Source organism: Pseudidiomarina aestuarii (genome assembly GCF_003987355.1).
Classification (GTDB): Bacteria; Pseudomonadota; Gammaproteobacteria; order Enterobacterales; family Alteromonadaceae; genus Pseudidiomarina; species Pseudidiomarina aestuarii.
Genome location: NZ_PIPR01000001.1, coordinates 327,321 through 343,996, shown reverse-complemented (window position 1 = coordinate 343,996; position 16,676 = coordinate 327,321). Strand labels below are relative to the sequence as shown.

Sequence of the window (16,676 nt, the reverse complement as noted above, 5' to 3'; positions counted from 1 at the left end):
CACACGAGGACAGCTTATGACAACGCTCACCCACCCCGTCCGCGGCAGCGAACGGGTGAAAACCCTTGATATTATCCGTGGTTTCGCTCTCTTCGGTATTCTCATGATGAATATCGAATACTTTCAAAAGCCTTTAATAGCCATGATGCTTGGTATCGATACCAGCTTGAGTGGGCTAGATTTTGGTGTAGCTTTATTCGTCTTTACCTTTATTCAAGGTAAATTTTACACCATGTTCTCACTGCTGTTTGGTATGGGCTTTGTCATTTTCCTCGACCGAGCCATGCAAAAAGTCGAACATCCCAAACGACTCTTCTTTAGACGATTATTTATCCTTAGCTTGTTCGGTGCTGTGCATCTGTTCTTCATTTGGGGTGGCGATATTCTCTTGAGCTACGCCATTTGCGGCGTATTTCTGCTGCTGTTTGCCAAAACGAAACCGTCTAGACTCTGGAAATGGGGTGCCTTCTTTATTATTTTGCCAATTTTGCTGGCATGGTTAGGTGCATTTGGCATTCAAGCTGCAATGTCTGATCCAGCTCAAGCTGCTGAAATGGCTGCGGAGTTTGAAACAAACGAAGCTTCCATGCGAGCAGATATTGTTAAAGGAGCTGCCATTTACGCAACTGGCACCTACTGGGAAATTGTGCAGTGGCGTGCTTACGAGGCTAGCTTTCTCTATTTGGGTGGCGGCTTAATCTTCTTTCTACCAACGTTGTTGGGTACCTTTCTGATTGGTGCGTCATTTGCACGGGCCGGTATTTTCACATCGGCTTCAGAGCATTTTAGCGTTTATCGGCGCATGGCTATTTTGGGACTGGTGATTGGTATTCCTACCGCGGTTTATTTTGGCTTATTCGCTCGCAATATGAATATGATGATGCCGACCGTCTTTGGTGCACAGATGACGACCATCCAAACTATCGCCAATCTGGCACTGTGTTTAGCTTATATGAGCATTATTGCGCTGGTCGTGCGGCGCGCGGAGGGTCGTAATAAGAAGCATTGGCTCCACAATCTCGCTCCTGCCGGACGTATGGCATTGACCAACTACCTCACCCACTCGATTGTTTTTACCACACTGTTTTACGGTTATGCCTTCGGTATGTATGGAGAGATTGGGCGTGCAACGGCTACTGGCTTCGCAATTTTACTTTATCTGGCACAAATTCCATTCAGCCGTTGGTGGATTGAACGGTTCCACTTTGGTCCGGCTGAGTGGCTCTGGCGCACCCTCACCTACGGCAAACGCCAACCATTCAAACGCAGTGCTTAGGAGCGGCGTTGTTTCGGACGAGAATTTGAACGAGATTTTGGACGAGAATTGGCTGGTTTGGCGCCTTTGTGAGGCGGCTTACCAGCCGATTTAGAGTTCGTATTTTGCCCCTGCGATGATCGAGCTTTGTTCGCCGGTTTACGCCGTTTTTGGCCAACTGGTGCTTCGGATGACGAGTGCGCGATCGACTGCATCAGCTCGCTTAATTCCGCCTCGGTCAAGTCACGCCAATGGCCAACAGGCAAACCACTCAATCGAACATTCATAATTCGCACCCGCTCGAGTTTGCGCACATCGTACCCGAAATACTCGCACATCCGTCGGATTTGCCGATTCAAACCTTCAATTAAGGTAATGCGGAACACATTGTGTTTCACCTGTACGACTTTACAGCGCTTGGTACGCGTACCCAGTATTGGCACTCCGTTCGCCATACCGTGCAGAAAATCTGGTGTGATGGGTTTATCCACCGTCACGACGTATTCTTTTTCGTGTTGATTCCCTGCCCGCAGAATCTTATTCACCAAATCACCATTGCTGGTTAAGAAAATAAGACCTTGTGAATCTTTGTCGAGTCGACCAATTGGGAAAATACGCGTTTTGTGTCCAACAAAATCTTGGATGTTATCGCGTTCCGCTGAATCCGTCGTGCTCACAATCCCGACCGGTTTATTCAACGCAATAAAGACAAATTTCTCTTTGTTCTGAGGCTTAATGAGCCGACCGTTCACTTTCACCGTGTCGCCCGGCCCTACTTTATCCCCCACAACGGCCTTGCGACCGTTGAGGGTGACCATACCTTGCTCGATCAGTCGATCAGTTTCGCGACGCGAGCATAATCCACTCTCGCTAATAAACTTATTCAGACGAACCGATTCACGCTCTTGCATATTAGTCCTGTGGCACTCGCACCCAGCCTTCCATGAGTACCCGCGCTGAGCGACTCATAATAGCTTTGGTGACCGTCCACTGCCCATTCACCTGTTTCGCTACAGCTCCCACTCGCAAGGTACCAGACGGATGCCCAAACACGACCGCTTCCCGATCACCGCCACCGGCAGCCAGGTTCACCACCGTACCGGGAACCGCAGCAGCGGTGCCTATCGCGACGGCGGCAGTGCCCATCATGGCATGGTGTAATTTCCCCATTGACATGGCACGAACCAATACATCAATATCACCCGCTCGCACGGGTTTACCGCTTGACGAAACATAATTAGCCGGTGGTGCAACAAACGCTATTTTTGGCGTGTGTTGACGTGAGGCTGCTTCTTCGATGTCATTAATCAAGCCCATTTTTAGCGCACCATAGGCTCGTAAGGCTTCAAACTTCAATAATGCTTCCGCATCTTCATTGATTGCACCTTGCAACTCAGTACCGGTGTAACCAATATCAGCAGCATTCACAAAGATGGTCGGAATGCCGGCATTAATAAAGGTGGCTTGAATGGTTCCAAAGTTGGGTACTTCGAAACTGTCGACCACATTCCCTGTCGGGAACATCGCGCCACCCTCACCATCTTCGTCTGACGCCGGATCCATAAATTCGATTTGCACTTCAGCCGCTGGAAACGTTACGCCATCGAGCTCAAAATCACCGGTTTCTTGCACCGAACCATTGGTAATAGGTACATGTGCAACAATCGTCTTCTGAATGTTAGCCTGCCATATTCGCACCACCGCAGTACCATTTTTAGGGATGCGTGAGGCATCCACTAAGCCATTGGTAATCGCGAATGAACCTACGGCTGCGGTCAAATTGCCACAGTTACCACTCCAATCGATAAAAGGCTTATCAATTGAGACTTGTCCAAATAAGTAGTCGACATCATGATTAGCTTTGTCACTGCGCGACAAAATAACCGTTTTACTCGTGCTCGACGTAGCGCCACCCATACCATCCGTGTGTTTGGCGTAAGGGTCTGGACTGCCAATCACTCGTAACAGCAGCCGATCGCGTTCTACGCCCGGTTTTTGCGCGAACTCAGGTAAGTCATCAAGCTTAAAAAACACACCCTTTGAAGTCCCACCACGCATATACGTGGCGGGGATCTTTAATTGTGGTGCAAACGTCATATTAACGCGCCTCACTTTCTAAAAAGTCTTGAGCGAATCGCTGCAAAATACCGCCTGCTGAATAGACCGACACTTCTTCGGCAGTATCGAGACGACATTTAACCGGAACCTTATCAACATCACCATTCTGGCGATGAATGACTAGGGTCATGGTTGCACCCGGTTCAATAGTCCCCTCGACATCAAAGGTCTCGGTGCCATCAATCTGCAACGTCTTACGCGTCGTACCGGCTTCAAATTCCAACGGCAGCGCTCCCATTCCCAATAAATTGGTTCGGTGGATACGCTCAAAGCCTTCAGCGACAATACATTCCACGCCAGCTAAACGTACACCCTTAGCTGCCCAGTCACGAGACGAACCCTGACCATAGTCAGCACCAGCGATAATAATCAACGGCTGTTTGCGTTCCATGTAGGTTTCAATCGCTTCCCACATGCGCATCACTTTGCCTTCGGGTTCAACCCGCGCCAGCGAGCCTTGAATGACTTCGCCCTGCTCATTTTTAACCATTTCGTTAAAGACTTTCGGGTTCGCCAAAGTCGCACGTTGTGCGGTTAAGTGATCGCCGCGGTGGGTTGCGTAACTATTGAAGTCCTCTTCAGGCAATCCCATTTTCGCTAGATATTCACCTGCTGCACTGTCAGGCAAAATCGCATTGGAGGGCGATAAATGGTCAGTGGTGATGTTGTCACCTAAAACGGCCAACGGCCGCAATCCTTTTAACTGATTGGCAGCGACCATATCGCCTTCCCAGTATGGCGGACGGCGAATATAGGTGCTTTTTTCACGCCACTCATAGAGCGGGTTATTTTTCTCACCATAATCGACATTCAATGTGAACATAGGGTCATAAACTTCACGATATTGCTCAGGCTTAACCGCTTGTTTCACAATCGCATCAATTTCCTCGTCACTCGGCCAAATGTCTTTGAGTGTGACAGGCTTACCGTCGTGGTCATAGCCAAGGATATCTTTCTCAATATCGAACCGAATGGTGCCCGCTATAGCGTAGGCAACGACCAAAGGTGGCGACGCAAGAAACGCTTGTTTCGCATACGGATGAATCCGGCCATCAAAGTTCCGGTTGCCAGACAGCACAGCAACTGAGAATAAATCGCGTTCGATGATCTCTTCCTGAATTTTTGGATCCAGTGCACCGCTCATGCCATTACAGGTGGTACAGGCGAAACCAACGACACCAAAACCAAGTTCTTCGAGTTCAGGTAAGAGATTCGCGTCTTCTAAATACATTTTGACGGTCTTGGAACCCGGTGCAAGTGACGTTTTCACCCATGGCTTACGCGTCAAACCCAAGCGATTCGCATTGCGAGCAATCAAACCCGAAGCAATCATGTTGCGCGGGTTACTGGTGTTCGTACAGCTCGTAATAGCGGCAATAATCACCGCACCATCAGGCATTTTACCGTCTTCTGGCTGTTCCCATGCAGACGCAATACCGCGTGAGCCTAACTCGGAAGTTGGCAACATTGCGTGCGGATTCGACGGACCTGCCATGGTCATGGTCACTTTAGACAAGTCAAAGCGTAAAATACGTTCGTATTTCGCTTTCTTCATGCCATCAGCCCATAACCCCGTATGCTTCGCATAGGTCTCTACCAGCGCCACTTGCTTGTCATCACGTCCGGTGAGCTTCAGATAATCAATCGTTTGGTTGTCGATGTAGAACATGGCGGCCGTAGCACCATACTCGGGCGTCATATTCGAAATCGTAGCACGGTCACCCACGGATAGAGCGTCGGCACCTTCACCAAAGAACTCAAGATAAGCACCAACTACTCGCTCTTTACGCAAGAAATGAGTAATCGCTAACACGAGGTCAGTACCGGTAATGCCAGGCTGCAACTTACCGGTCAATTCGACCCCGGTAATCTCTGGTAGTCGCATGTAGGATGCACGACCCAACATCACACTTTCAGCTTCTAAACCGCCCACACCCACCGAAATAACGCCTAACGCATCTACCATCGGGGTATGACTGTCCGTACCAACGCAAGTATCAGGGAACGCCACATTGTCACGCACCTGCACTACCGGAGACATCTTCTCCAAGTTGATTTGGTGCATGATACCGTTGCCCGGTGGAATCACGTCGACGTTCTTAAACGCAGTTTTGGTCCAATTGATAAAGTGGAAACGATCATCGTTACGACGATCTTCAATAGCCCGGTTTTTCTCAAAGGAATCCTTTTCAAAACCAGCATGTTCAACGGCTAATGAATGATCAACGATCAACTGCGTGGGCACTACTGGATTAACTTTGGCAGGATCACCGCCCTGCTCTGCGATGGCATCACGCAAACCGGCCAAATCAACTAACGCGGTTTGACCAAGAATGTCATGACAAACCACGCGTGCTGGATACCAAGGAAAATCGAGATCATTTCTGCGCTCAACAATCTGAGTTAAGCAGGCGGTAAGATCGTCAGGGTTACAACGTCGCACCAGTTGTTCAGCCAACACTTTCGAAGTGTAAGGCAACTCATCATAAGAACCTGGTTTAATGGCTTCTACCGCAGCGCGCGTATCATAATACTGCAGCGTGGTACCCGGTAACGGCTTGCGAAATTGGCTATTCATATGCCACCTCCATCATGTTGCAAGTGAAGGCAAATCGCTTAACGATTTGCCAATGCAGGTACTTGGCGAGGTGCTGGCCCAATGTAATCAGCACTCGGGCGAATAATACGGTTGTTAGCGCGTTGCTCTTTCACATGCGCGGTCCAGCCAGTGACCCGTGACATCACAAAAATTGGGGTAAACAATTTGGTTGGAATACCCATGTAGTGGTAAGCCGATGCGTGGAAGAAGTCGGCATTGGGGAATAATTTCTTTTCCCGCCACATGACGTCTTCACAACGTACAGATACATCATATAAACGACTATCACCAAATTCTTGTGCCAGTTTTTCAGACCAGCCTTTAATAATGTCGTTACGTGGATCAAACTCACGATAAACGGCGTGACCAAAGCCCATAATCTTTTCTTTGCGCTCCAACATGCCCATCAACGTGCGCTCTGCTTCGTCTGCATCTTTCATGTCACGAATCAAATCCATAGCAGCTTCATTTGCACCTCCGTGCAGAGGGCCGCGCAATGAACCGATAGCACCGGTGACACAGGAAAATAAGTCCGATAATGTCGACGCACACACGCGCGCAGTAAATGTCGACGCATTGAATTCATGCTCAGCATACAAGATCAACGATGTATTCATGACATCGGTGTGCAATTTGGATGGCTTCTTATCATGCAGGAGGTGCAGGAAATGGGCGCCTATGGAATCGTCATCAGTCTCCGTTTCAATGCGCACGTTATCGTGAGTAAAACGATACCAATACAACAAAATACTCGGGAATGCAGCCAATAGCCGCTCAATCTTAGCATCCGCTTGGCTGAAATCTTCCTCTGGCTCGATATTGCCGAGGAATGAACAACCGGTCCGCATCACATCCATGGGGTGGGCATCAGCAGGAATGCGCTCTAATACATCTTTCAGAGCCTGCGGCAGACCGCGTAAAGTTTTCAAACGAGCTTTGTAAGCATCTAGTTCGGCTTGTTTTGGAAGTTCTCCGTTGGCTAACAAATAGGCAACTTCTTCAAAGCTCACCTTCTCGGCTAATTCTTTGATGTCATAACCATAATAAGTTAATCCTGAACCACTTTTACCTACTGTGCATAGTGCTGTTTCGCCAGCAACCTGTCCGCGCAACCCAGCGCCACTCAATTTCTTATCAACCATAATTCCCTCTCAATTTCTGTTACTCGCTACTAGCTATTTGCTATTAGCTAATCGTGATAGCTCTAGCGCTTTGGTTTTGGTTTTCACTAATAGCTAATATCCAATAACCAATCGCGCACTTATTTTTTAAACAGTGAGTCGAGTTTTTCTTCGAATGCGTGATAATTCAGGAAGTCATAGAGCTCTGCGCGTGTCTGCATGCTATCAACCACTGCTTTCTGATCACCGTTCTCCAGAATGCTCTCATACACGTTTAATGCCGCTTTGTTCATCGCACGGAACGCGCTCAATGGATACAGCACCATACCCACACCAACGTCCGCAAGTTCTGCTTTGTTAAAGAGTGGTGTTTGGCCGAATTCAGTGATGTTCGCCAACACAGGAACATTCAATGCTTTAGTGAATGCTTCGTATTGCTCAAGCGTGTGCACAGCTTCCGCGAAAATGGCGTCGGCTCCGGCATCCACACAGGCTTGCGCGCGCGCAATCGCTGCATCAAGACCTTGTTGTTGCAACGCATCGGTACGAGCCATGATAAAAAACTGCTCATCCGTACGTGCGTCAACAGCAGCTTTAACACGATCGACCATTTCCTCTTGTGTCACTATCTCTTTATTTGGACGATGACCACAACGTTTCTGCGCGACCTGATCTTCAATATGAAATCCTGCAGCGCCTGCGCGCGTCATTTCTTTGACCGTTCTCGCAATATTGAAGGCGCCGCCCCAACCTGTATCGGCATCAACCAGCAACGGCACTGATGTGGCAGCAGTAATTCTGCGGATATCCTCACACACATCATTTAATGAAGTCATGCCCAAATCAGGTAAGCCGAATGATGCGTTCGCAACCCCTGCACCGGATAAATACAAAGCTTGATGGCCAACCCGTTCAGCCATCATGGCCGTGTAGGCATTAATAGTTCCAACAATTTGAAGCGGCTGATTAGCGGCAATAGCTTGTCGAAATCGTGCACCCGCACTCGTTACTTGCGTCATGTTACTTCCCTACTTGTTGCAGTTGTAGTTCGATATTTCGACGCGACGCACTTATATGACGACGCATCAGTAAATCGGCTAGTTCGCCATCGCGATTGGCAATGGCAGCTAATATGGCTTTATGTTCGTCGAATGCCCGTGAGACGCGAGGACCGTTCATACCCAGTTGGACGCGGTACATTCGGACTAAAAAATAGAGCTCATCACATAGCATGTTGATGAGATAAGGATTGTTTGATCCTAAGATGACACGGTAATGAAAATCGAGATCACCCGCTTCTTGATAATAACTTTCACCCTCACGCACGCGTTGCGACGTCAGATGCTGATCGAGTAACTGTTGCAGCGCGCGGATTTCTTGCTCTGGCATTTGCTCTGCGGCAAGCCGACAGGCTAAACCCTCGAGTTCCTCACGAATCTGATACAAAGCAACCAAACCGGTAGTCGACAATTGTACCACACGCGCACCTGTGTTCGGTGTTCGTTCGACTAAATGACACCGTTCTAAGCGTGCCAGCGCCTCGCGGAGTGGCGCGCGACTGACTTGAAAGCGTCGCGCAAGTTCGGGTTCACTCATTTTACTGCCGGCGGAAATCTCGCCCTCAACAATCGCCCGCTGCATTTCGACGAGTAGACGATCAGCCGCAGTAACCGGTTTGGTCAGTAGCGGAGAGAGTTGGCTGGCAGTCGCTGTCATGAGAGTTCCTCGAGCGTCGTCACTAAAGTGCGTCGTAATGTCGACAAGATGGATCAAACGGAATAGACAAGAGCCCTAATTTTAGGAGGAAATCTTGGGATGATCAAGAGTGATCACCCCAAATTGTCGACAATATTTGATGAGGCGTCTTATCTCAGGATAAGTACTGGGCGTGTGCTGGTTTGCAGCATCGCAGTGGTCGTACTGCCAACCAAGAACTGACGCAAACGCGAATGACCATAGGCTCCCATCACCAAAACATCAATATCTTGCTCAGTTTGATAGCCGTGTAACGTTGGTTCCACTTCACCCGCACGCAAAACAGTTACCACCTGATGTCCGTGACTCTTCAGCAAGTTCTCCGCCCACATCAATTTCTCTCGATTGTCGACAGTATCGACGTCGACCATGACCACATGAACAGGCATGCCTTTGAATAAAGGACTTTGTGCCATCATTTGCACGCCTTTCTGAGTTGTCGCGCTGCCATCATATGCAATCATTACACTACCGGGTTTTTGATAACTAGCTGGAGTGAGCAACAACGGCCGCTGAGCCGTCCGAATCACTGTTTCGACATGACTACCGATCAGTTGTGGGTTAGCACTACTATCTTTACCATGCAGGCCTAACACGACCAATCGGGTATCACCTTCAAGATCCTGTAGTGATTCAGTTAAGTCACCATGACGTTGACGCATTTGTACGGTTGCAACACCGTCCTCTCGAGCTCTCGCTTTGGCGCTCTCGAGCATGCCATGACCTTGTTGGAGAGCAATCTTGGCACGCTGCTCATCCAAAGCCGCTAATTCATCCAGTAGCTGTTCACGGCTGCCCAAGCCAATATTACCACTCAAATCGGTCGCGGTAGGATAACGCTTGTCGTCCAATACATGGAGAAGAAGTAAAGGCGCATCAAGCTGCGTAGCAGCCCATGCAGAATAATCACAAACGGCGACTGTTGCGGCCGAACCATCAATACAAGCAATCACTTGACTCATGTTCTTTCTCCTTATGAATGGCCACTCATGATGCGGTCTGCCGCATCGGGCTTATCGTGGACGCCAAAACGATCGACAATAGTTGCACTCGCCTCATTCAGACCGCGCACTTCAACTTCAGCGCCTTCGCGACGAAACTTGATGACCACCTTATCAAGTGCCGCAACAGCGGTAATGTCCCAGAAATGCGCTCGGGTTAAATCAATGATGACCTTATCAACAGCTTCTTTAAAATCAAAAGCTTCGACAAACTTGTCTGCAGAGCTAAAGAAAACTTGCCCAATGACATCATATTGACGCTCGGTGCCATCATCATTGATGTGCGCTGAGATGTGCATGAAGTGTCCAATTTTATTGGCAAAGAACATGGCAGCCAATAGTACGCCAACGCCGACACCCAAGGCCAAGTTGTGAGTAGCCACCACAACCACGACAGTACTCACCATGACAATGTTCGTGGACAACGGATGTTTTTTAAGATTTCGAATCGAATCCCAACTAAAAGTCCCAATCGATACCATAATCATCACGGCAACAAGCGCTGCCATAGGTATTTGCGTTAACCAATCATCGACCACCAGAATGAGAATAATCAGGAACAAGCCCGCAGAGAACGTTGATAATCGCGTACGCCCACCCGATTTCACATTAATCACCGATTGACCGATCATGGCACAACCCGCCATACCTCCCAGTAGGCCAGCACCAATATTGGCAATACCCTGCCCTTTACATTCTTGATTCTTATCGCTTGTCGTATCAGTCAGATCGTCAACAATGGTTGCGGTCATCATAGACTCAAGTAACCCCACTACCGCCAAAGCTGCAGCGTAAGGAAAGATAATCATCAAGGTTTCGAGAGTCAGAGGCACATCTGGCCATAGAAATATGGGTAGCGTGTCGGGCAGTTCTCCCATATCGCCAACAGTGCGGATATCAATACAAAACCAGATTGCAACTATCGTTAACCCGACAATACAAACCAGCGGTGATGGTAATAACTTGCCAATAACGGGTAGATACGGAAAGAGATAAATAATCCCGAGACCTGCTGCTGTCATGACATAGACATGCCAAGTCACATTCGTGAGCTCTGGTAGTTGAGCCATGAAGATCAAAATCGCTAAAGCATTCACGAAACCAGTGACCACGGAACGAGACACGAATCGCATCAAGCTGCCGAGTTGCAAGTAGCCTGCGATGATTTGAAGAACACCGGTTAACAACGTTGCTGCTAGCAGGTATTCGAGACCATGTTCGCGCACCAAAGTCACCATGAGCAGAGCCATGGCTCCCGTTGCCGCAGAGATCATCCCAGGTCGGCCACCCACAAATGCAATAATCATCGCAATACAAAATGAGGCGTACAGCCCTACTTTCGGATCGACTCCTGCGATAATCGAAAATGCGATGGCCTCTGGAATGAGAGCCAGAGCAACAACCATTCCGGCGAGAAGATCGCCACGAATATTCGAAAACCATTGGTTTTGAATTGTTTTCAACATTGTTTAATCACTTCTACGAATGAATATAAAACTAAAGATAGTCAGCACTGTGCTCTTGCACATAATCTTGCACATAATCTCGCGCACAAGCACTCACATGTCGGGATGACATGCTCAGTTAGATGGGAAACAGCTAGGGTGGCGTGAGTTGAAACATTGCAGCTCTCTATATATGAAGCCGCGCATGCTACCGCAAACTGGCATGCGGTTCAAATCAAAGCGAACGGTATAAAACTATACGGCAGAAATTTTTTGGTTTACATTCAAAATCGACCGTGGCTTTTTGTCAGTCTCAAATCATGGAGATACGGATATCATGACTATTCAAGACCCTTGCCCATGTGGCAGTGAACTCGAGTATGAAGACTGTTGTGGGCAGTATCATAACGGTGCCGTGGCGCCGACCGTGGAAGCGTTAATGCGTTCTCGGTACAGTGCCTTTGCACTCGATGATGCGGACTATCTGTTTCAAACTTGGCATCCAAAAATGCGTCGGCATGACTTTGAATTAGATGACAATCCTGAGTGGGTACAGTTACAGATTATCTCTGCAAACGAGCAGGATGATCATGGTACCGTTCATTTCCGCGCATTTTATCGCGAGGGGCGAGCCATCGATATGCTTGAGGAAGAATCTGAATTCGAGCGTATCGATGGCCGTTGGTATTACGTAGATGGCAAAATTAGCTAGCTATTCTCAGTGTTTCCTATTGGTTTTTTCGCAGCACTTAAATCATGTTGAGTGAACACATCAGTCAAAATTTGTTGTTCGATAAAACTACGTTGGGTTTGCTTCGCAGGGAAACGAACAATTAAATGCACTTCCCCCGCTGTCGGCACCTGCAAGGTCACACGCGGATCGACGGATGGAATTTCAAAGCCACTGTGATCACTCATGCGGCGCATGTATTTTCGCGCTTGCTCGAGGTAAGGGGAACAGTGCTTCTGTGCGGCCTCCAATAGAACTTGCTGCGCCAATTTCCAATTTTCATCTCGTTTAAACGGCACTGTAAACACATGCAGCACATAATCATGGGTATAGCTCTCATTCACAACCGGTTCAGACACAAATAATGCGTTGGGCACGACAATCATTCGACCAGTACGTTGGTGAGTTAGCTTACCTGGACCAACTTCTAATATCGTCGTAGCCAACAAGTTCTGGTCAATCACGTCACCCCGAAAATCTTTGATTTGAATACGATCACCGATCGTGAACGACCGAGCACCCGACTTTATCAACGATCCGGTTAAACACAGGATCAATTCTTTCGTTGCCACCACAAAAGCGACCGCAATCGCAACAATCGATAGTGCTAAGGTTCGCAGTTCATGAGCCCAAATCATCACCAGTCCGAGAATCATCAGCAGCAACAAACCATTGCGGATTTGAGTCAACCAACGGCGACGCATCTCACTCGACTGAACGCTGCGTCGAATAAAACGCCACAACATCGCACGTAAAATAATAACCACGAGAATCAGCACAGCTGAGCTGATCAACATGCCAAGATAAGGAGCTGGAACGGTGACGTTCTGGAGTAATTTATTAAAAAAGTCTGCCATGACCTACTTTCAAATTAGTTCGGTGAGAATAGTCGCAACTTTAGCACAGTGCCGTGACCAGAAAGAATAGCGACACTATCATTTATTACGTCGCGGCAGCTAACCCGTTCGGGCTTGAAAGCGCCAGCCGCAAACGGAATCCCGACCGTTTGCTTTGGCCTCATAGAGCGCATCATCCGCTTGCATCATTAACCCATCGAACTCATGACTGCAGCTGGAATCGGTAACACCAGCACTGAAGGTGATATGAATACGTTTGCCACGGTGTATGAATTCTTGGTTGGTCAGTTGATGTTGTAAGCTTTCCAACTTTTCTTTCGCTTGAGCCATTGACGCATTGGGTAGTATTAAAGCGAACTCTTCGCCACCTATCCGTGCAAAAACATCGATATCTCGGCACTGCTTCTGCATGAATTGACCGAACTCCGTTAAGATCCAATCACCCGTTTGATGACCATGCATATCGTTGATTTGTTTGAAGTGGTCGAGATCGATCATTGCTAACGCAAATGAGCTTTGACCGCGTTCAAAGCGCGATATCTCAAGCTTTAACTCCGTATCGAAATGGCGGCGATTGAACAATCCTGTCAGTGGATCACGAATGGTTAAATCTGCCATCAGTCGGTCCGACTGCTCTTTTAATAATAAAATGAAGCCAATCCCATTGAGTAACAACAACACATAGTTCCATAGAAACATGAGTTCATTAGTAAGCACAGGCGTGACAAAGTTGTGTCCGTCAATAATCACGGCATACCAGGCTCGAATAGCAGAAATGACGAAATTCATGAAATTCACAGCAATCAGAATCGCCACATAGGCCGACCGATGGGTTTGTTCAGTACTCCAACGAAACAGGACATATGCGGCGCCTGCCGACATGACGCCAAATGATAACGCAGCCGTAGCAGCCCAATATTGGCCCTGCCATGGACTTTCAAAAAAGCTACCTGCTAAAAACACCAAGGAAGCGAGCGCACCTAAGCAGAGTGGCACTAGATAAGGGCGTTGGTGTTTGGTGTAGACTTGATAAGCAGCAAATTCGAGCGCAAAACCGAAAATCAGGAAGAGGTTAAAACCAATACGTATGGGCGTATTTTCGAGCGTAAAGGCAACCAAGACACCAAACGCACCAAGCGCTTTTAAAGACTGCGCTACGGTCCAGACTCGTACGGCTCGTTTCGAGGTCACGGGTGATTCATGCAGCATCAATAAGATTGCGAGCATTAAATAGCCAAGTATCAACAATACTAACAAGGTCATAATGTCTAATCGGAATTCAACCATGATGATTTCCTACTTGGCTAACGCTATTGCTAACTCGTCGATTAAAGTTGCACTGTTAGGCGCGTCATTCACTGCTATCGCCACCAATAATCCATTGTATACCGTACTCAGTATTTCTGCGCGCGCTCGAATCTGGCGCGGACTTAAAAATAGCTTCCGCGCGTGATAGTAAATTTGCAGGAAATCAACGAGCGCGGTCTTGATTTGCAATCGTTGCTGTTTAAATTGCTCCTGAAGCTCTAAATCAACCGACGCTTCGCTCGCAATCGACAACATCATGATTCCTAGTTGTTGCGCATTCGCTTGTTGGATATCACCGAAAAACAGACGAACAAGCTTTTTTAGATCACCGCGAGCATCCGTAGACAGAATTCTTGCCGTGACAGCCTCACTATCGGCTTGCGCGAGCGCAGCCAAAATCGACTCTTTACTTGGGAAATAGTGATAAACCGCGCCGGAGCTTAGTTTCGCCTCAGCGAGCACATCACGCATGGTCGCGTGATAGTAGCCCTTCGCAGAAAAACAGCGGGCAGCCGCACTGAGAATGTGCTGTTTACGTTTGGTTAGTTCTTCGGCAGGTAATTTGGGCATGCGCTCACCTTGGTTAAAATATACTCAAGGGTAGAACGAATGTTCGATTTTACAAGAAAAAAGCCCACAAAAATGTGGGCTTTCAGGTAATTCTTAACTCTTATTGAATTGAAGGCGGTAAAATGACCGAATCAATCACGTGAATAACACCGTTGCTTGCTTTGATGTCTGCTTTGATGACATTAGCGCCACCGACAGTCACACCATCAGTTGCGTCTACTGCAACTTCTTCACCTTGCACGGTAGCTACTGACAATTCTTTACCAGCGATGTCTGAGCTCATGACTTTTGAACCTAACACGTGATAAGTTAGTACCGCTTGCAGCTGTGCTTTGTTCTCTGGCTTGAGCAGGTTTTCAACTGTTCCTTCTGGAAGCTTTGCAAACGCATCATTGGTTGGCGCGAATACGGTGAAAGGCCCTTCACCTTGTAAAGTTTCGACAAGGCCAGCTGCTTGCACTGCAGTAACCAAAGTTGAGAATTGTGCATCACCGCTAGCGATGGTTACAATGTCGTCAGCTTTCTTACCGTGATTGTGAGCAAAGGCTGAAGTAGCGATGAAACCCGCTAGCAACGCCGTAGCGACTACTTTAATTGAACGTAACATCGTAAATCTCCTCGTTGTGAAAAATGACTAAGCTTTTTGCCTAGCTCGGTAAGGAATACGCCAAAACATCACAACAAGTTTAAATGGGTGTGCTAAATATTTGTAAAGACGCGATGAACCTAACAAATGTGATCATCAATACAGTAGATGCCGTACTGCTATGAGTGAATTAAAACAGGAGGTTTAGTATGAAAACATTAATGCTTACAACGGCTTTAACCACGCTGATGAGCTTAAGTATTGCAACAGCGCATGCCGATACCTGGCAAATTGATGCTGATAGCTCAGTCTTAAATTTTGTGTCAGTGAAGAACGAAACCGTTGCAGAAACACATCGCTTCACCGAGTTAAGTGGTGCAGTGACTGATGGCAACTTAGAAGTGTCCATTCCGGTCGCATCTATTGATACTCAGATTCCAATTCGGAACGAGCGGATGTTAAAGCATATCTTTGCGAGCGAAGAGTATTCGACCATAACAGTCACAAGCGAACTCGATATGTCATCAGTAGACGCAATCCCTGCAGGCTCTACCCTGCCGTTAACCGTCGACCTTGATGTGTTTTTAGCAGGAACCACGGGAACCGTAGAGGCTAACCTCCAAGTGACCCGATTAGACGCGGATGAGTTGTTGGTCACAACAACATCGCCTGTGCTTATTAGTGCGAACGCATTTAAATTCAGCGAGGGTGTTGAGCAATTGCGAACCATCGCAGGACTCAAATCCATTGACCTAGTGATTCCAGTCACCTTTTCAGTGCAATTGGCGCTAGATTAGTCTCAATGACAACTATTCGTCTCGCTGAGATAGCTGATATTGCAGCTATCTCAGAGATTGAAAAAGGCTTCTACGGAGCTGACGGTTATCCGTCAGCTTTCTTTTATCAAGCTCTCTCGCAATGGCCACAGTGGTTCTTGTGCGCAGAACATGACCGCCGCATTCAAGGTTATCTGCTTGCAGCTCCAAGCAACAATTGCTCAGAACTTTGGTTAATGTCGTTGCTAGTTGCATCATCAGCGCGTGGACTGGGTATCGGAAATCAATTGGTAACATCTTTTCAGAATCACTGCAGAGAGGACCGTGTCGTTCATCAGGTGCATCTCTCGGTAGCTCCCGACAACATCTCCGCCCAACAATTGTATTTTAATCATGGCTTTCAGATAACCGCGACTAAATACGACTACCTAGGTCCAGGACAAGACCGTTTACTTTTAACATGGACCTGTATATAAATTGCGTTGACGCGATAAGCGCTTTGACTCTATAGTCGGATGACTTTCATAAAGAAGTAACATTCCAACATGCTACTCC

General features: G+C 47.7%; 16 protein-coding genes. 4 read left to right on the top strand and 12 right to left on the bottom strand.

Translation table 11 applies throughout. The features are described 5' to 3' along the window. Positions 1-16 precede the first annotated feature (16 nt). Positions 17-1,276 (top strand): DUF418 domain-containing protein, encoded by a 1,260-nt coding sequence (locus CWE22_RS01570; RefSeq protein WP_169929649.1) that lies wholly within the window; start codon positions 17-19, stop codon positions 1,274-1,276. Here the strand turns inward: CWE22_RS01570 and rluF are convergent. The 8 genes from rluF to CWE22_RS01530 all read right to left on the bottom strand — a co-directional run bounded on the left by rluF (position 1,273) and on the right by CWE22_RS01530 (position 11,315). Beyond that, positions 1,273-2,166, bottom strand: coding sequence for a 23S rRNA pseudouridine(2604) synthase RluF (rluF, locus tag CWE22_RS01565; protein ID WP_169929648.1), 894 nt, complete (start codon positions 2,164-2,166; stop codon positions 1,273-1,275). The two genes, CWE22_RS01570 and rluF, sit on opposite strands and share 4 nt — an antisense overlap. A 1-nt stretch (position 2,167) precedes the next feature. Next, positions 2,168-3,352 (bottom strand): 2-methylaconitate cis-trans isomerase PrpF, encoded by a 1,185-nt coding sequence (prpF, locus tag CWE22_RS01560; protein WP_169929647.1) that lies wholly within the window; start codon positions 3,350-3,352, stop codon positions 2,168-2,170. Between the two features lies 1 nt (position 3,353). Further along, the gene (acnD, locus tag CWE22_RS01555) at positions 3,354-5,951 is read right to left on the bottom strand and encodes a Fe/S-dependent 2-methylisocitrate dehydratase AcnD (RefSeq protein WP_169929646.1); all 2,598 of its coding nucleotides are present in this window, start codon (positions 5,949-5,951) and stop codon (positions 3,354-3,356) included. Between the two features lie 38 nt (positions 5,952-5,989). Then, positions 5,990-7,114, bottom strand: coding sequence for a bifunctional 2-methylcitrate synthase/citrate synthase (gene prpC / locus CWE22_RS01550; RefSeq protein WP_169929645.1), 1,125 nt, complete (start codon positions 7,112-7,114; stop codon positions 5,990-5,992). 119 nt (positions 7,115-7,233) lie between these two features. Then, on the bottom strand, positions 7,234-8,112 hold the full coding sequence (prpB, locus tag CWE22_RS01545) for a methylisocitrate lyase (RefSeq protein WP_169929644.1): 879 nt from the start codon (positions 8,110-8,112) through the stop codon (positions 7,234-7,236). Position 8,113: 1 nt separating this feature from the next. Then, complete coding sequence (locus CWE22_RS01540; RefSeq protein WP_169929643.1) at positions 8,114-8,809, bottom strand: GntR family transcriptional regulator; 696 nt, start codon at positions 8,807-8,809, stop codon at positions 8,114-8,116. Positions 8,810-8,958: 149 nt separating this feature from the next. Further along, positions 8,959-9,810 (bottom strand): universal stress protein, encoded by an 852-nt coding sequence (locus CWE22_RS01535; protein ID WP_169929642.1) that lies wholly within the window; start codon positions 9,808-9,810, stop codon positions 8,959-8,961. Positions 9,811-9,821: 11 nt separating this feature from the next. After that, positions 9,822-11,315 carry a SulP family inorganic anion transporter gene (locus tag CWE22_RS01530; RefSeq protein ID WP_169929641.1) on the bottom strand — a complete coding sequence of 498 codons (1,494 nt, stop codon included), beginning with the start codon at positions 11,313-11,315 and terminating at the stop codon, positions 9,822-9,824. Between the two features lie 316 nt (positions 11,316-11,631). On the opposite strand from CWE22_RS01530, the gene CWE22_RS01525 reads away from it, so the two are divergent. Next, positions 11,632-12,006, top strand: coding sequence for a YchJ family protein (locus tag CWE22_RS01525; RefSeq protein WP_169929640.1), 375 nt, complete (start codon positions 11,632-11,634; stop codon positions 12,004-12,006). Here the strand turns inward: CWE22_RS01525 and CWE22_RS01520 are convergent. The 4 genes from CWE22_RS01520 to CWE22_RS01505 form a co-directional block, all read right to left on the bottom strand. Next, on the bottom strand, positions 12,003-12,881 hold the full coding sequence (locus tag CWE22_RS01520) for a mechanosensitive ion channel domain-containing protein (protein ID WP_169929639.1): 879 nt from the start codon (positions 12,879-12,881) through the stop codon (positions 12,003-12,005). The genes CWE22_RS01525 and CWE22_RS01520 overlap by 4 nt on opposite strands. A gap of 99 nt (positions 12,882-12,980) precedes the next feature. Continuing rightward, on the bottom strand, positions 12,981-14,168 hold the full coding sequence (locus CWE22_RS01515; protein WP_169929638.1) for a GGDEF domain-containing protein: 1,188 nt from the start codon (positions 14,166-14,168) through the stop codon (positions 12,981-12,983). A gap of 9 nt (positions 14,169-14,177) precedes the next feature. Further along, the gene (locus CWE22_RS01510; RefSeq protein ID WP_169929637.1) at positions 14,178-14,759 is read right to left on the bottom strand and encodes a TetR/AcrR family transcriptional regulator; all 582 of its coding nucleotides are present in this window, start codon (positions 14,757-14,759) and stop codon (positions 14,178-14,180) included. Positions 14,760-14,859: 100 nt separating this feature from the next. Beyond that, positions 14,860-15,366, bottom strand: coding sequence for a fasciclin domain-containing protein (locus tag CWE22_RS01505; RefSeq protein WP_169929636.1), 507 nt, complete (start codon positions 15,364-15,366; stop codon positions 14,860-14,862). A 188-nt stretch (positions 15,367-15,554) separates the two neighbouring features. Between CWE22_RS01505 and CWE22_RS01500 the strand changes: the two genes are divergently transcribed. Together CWE22_RS01500 and CWE22_RS01495 are read left to right on the top strand one after the other, a co-directional pair. Further along, positions 15,555-16,142: a YceI family protein gene (locus tag CWE22_RS01500; protein ID WP_169929635.1), complete on the top strand. Its 588-nt coding sequence runs from the start codon at positions 15,555-15,557 to the stop codon at positions 16,140-16,142. A gap of 5 nt (positions 16,143-16,147) precedes the next feature. Further along, on the top strand, positions 16,148-16,597 hold the full coding sequence (locus tag CWE22_RS01495; RefSeq protein ID WP_169929634.1) for a GNAT family N-acetyltransferase: 450 nt from the start codon (positions 16,148-16,150) through the stop codon (positions 16,595-16,597). Positions 16,598-16,676 lie beyond the last annotated feature (79 nt).

Bases quoted from the DNA above. Each gene is read 5' to 3' on its own strand.
- prpF (WP_169929647.1), bottom strand. From the start codon at position 3,352: ATGACGTTTGCACCACAATTAAAGATCCCCGCCACGTATATGCGTGGT.
- CWE22_RS01570 (WP_169929649.1), top strand. From the start codon at position 17: ATGACAACGCTCACCCACCCCGTCCGCGGCAGCGAACGGGTGAAAACC.
- CWE22_RS01505 (WP_169929636.1), bottom strand. From the start codon at position 15,366: ATGTTACGTTCAATTAAAGTAGTCGCTACGGCGTTGCTAGCGGGTTTC.
- CWE22_RS01500 (WP_169929635.1), top strand. From the start codon at position 15,555: ATGAAAACATTAATGCTTACAACGGCTTTAACCACGCTGATGAGCTTA.
- CWE22_RS01510 (WP_169929637.1), bottom strand. From the start codon at position 14,759: ATGCCCAAATTACCTGCCGAAGAACTAACCAAACGTAAACAGCACATT.
- prpC (WP_169929645.1), bottom strand. From the start codon at position 7,114: ATGGTTGATAAGAAATTGAGTGGCGCTGGGTTGCGCGGACAGGTTGCT.
- CWE22_RS01520 (WP_169929639.1), bottom strand. From the start codon at position 12,881: ATGGCAGACTTTTTTAATAAATTACTCCAGAACGTCACCGTTCCAGCT.
- CWE22_RS01535 (WP_169929642.1), bottom strand. From the start codon at position 9,810: ATGAGTCAAGTGATTGCTTGTATTGATGGTTCGGCCGCAACAGTCGCC.
- CWE22_RS01515 (WP_169929638.1), bottom strand. From the start codon at position 14,168: ATGGTTGAATTCCGATTAGACATTATGACCTTGTTAGTATTGTTGATA.
- rluF (WP_169929648.1), bottom strand. From the start codon at position 2,166: ATGCAAGAGCGTGAATCGGTTCGTCTGAATAAGTTTATTAGCGAGAGT.
- prpB (WP_169929644.1), bottom strand. From the start codon at position 8,112: ATGACGCAAGTAACGAGTGCGGGTGCACGATTTCGACAAGCTATTGCC.
- CWE22_RS01525 (WP_169929640.1), top strand. From the start codon at position 11,632: ATGACTATTCAAGACCCTTGCCCATGTGGCAGTGAACTCGAGTATGAA.
- CWE22_RS01495 (WP_169929634.1), top strand. From the start codon at position 16,148: ATGACAACTATTCGTCTCGCTGAGATAGCTGATATTGCAGCTATCTCA.
- acnD (WP_169929646.1), bottom strand. From the start codon at position 5,951: ATGAATAGCCAATTTCGCAAGCCGTTACCGGGTACCACGCTGCAGTAT.
- CWE22_RS01530 (WP_169929641.1), bottom strand. From the start codon at position 11,315: ATGTTGAAAACAATTCAAAACCAATGGTTTTCGAATATTCGTGGCGAT.
- CWE22_RS01540 (WP_169929643.1), bottom strand. From the start codon at position 8,809: ATGACAGCGACTGCCAGCCAACTCTCTCCGCTACTGACCAAACCGGTT.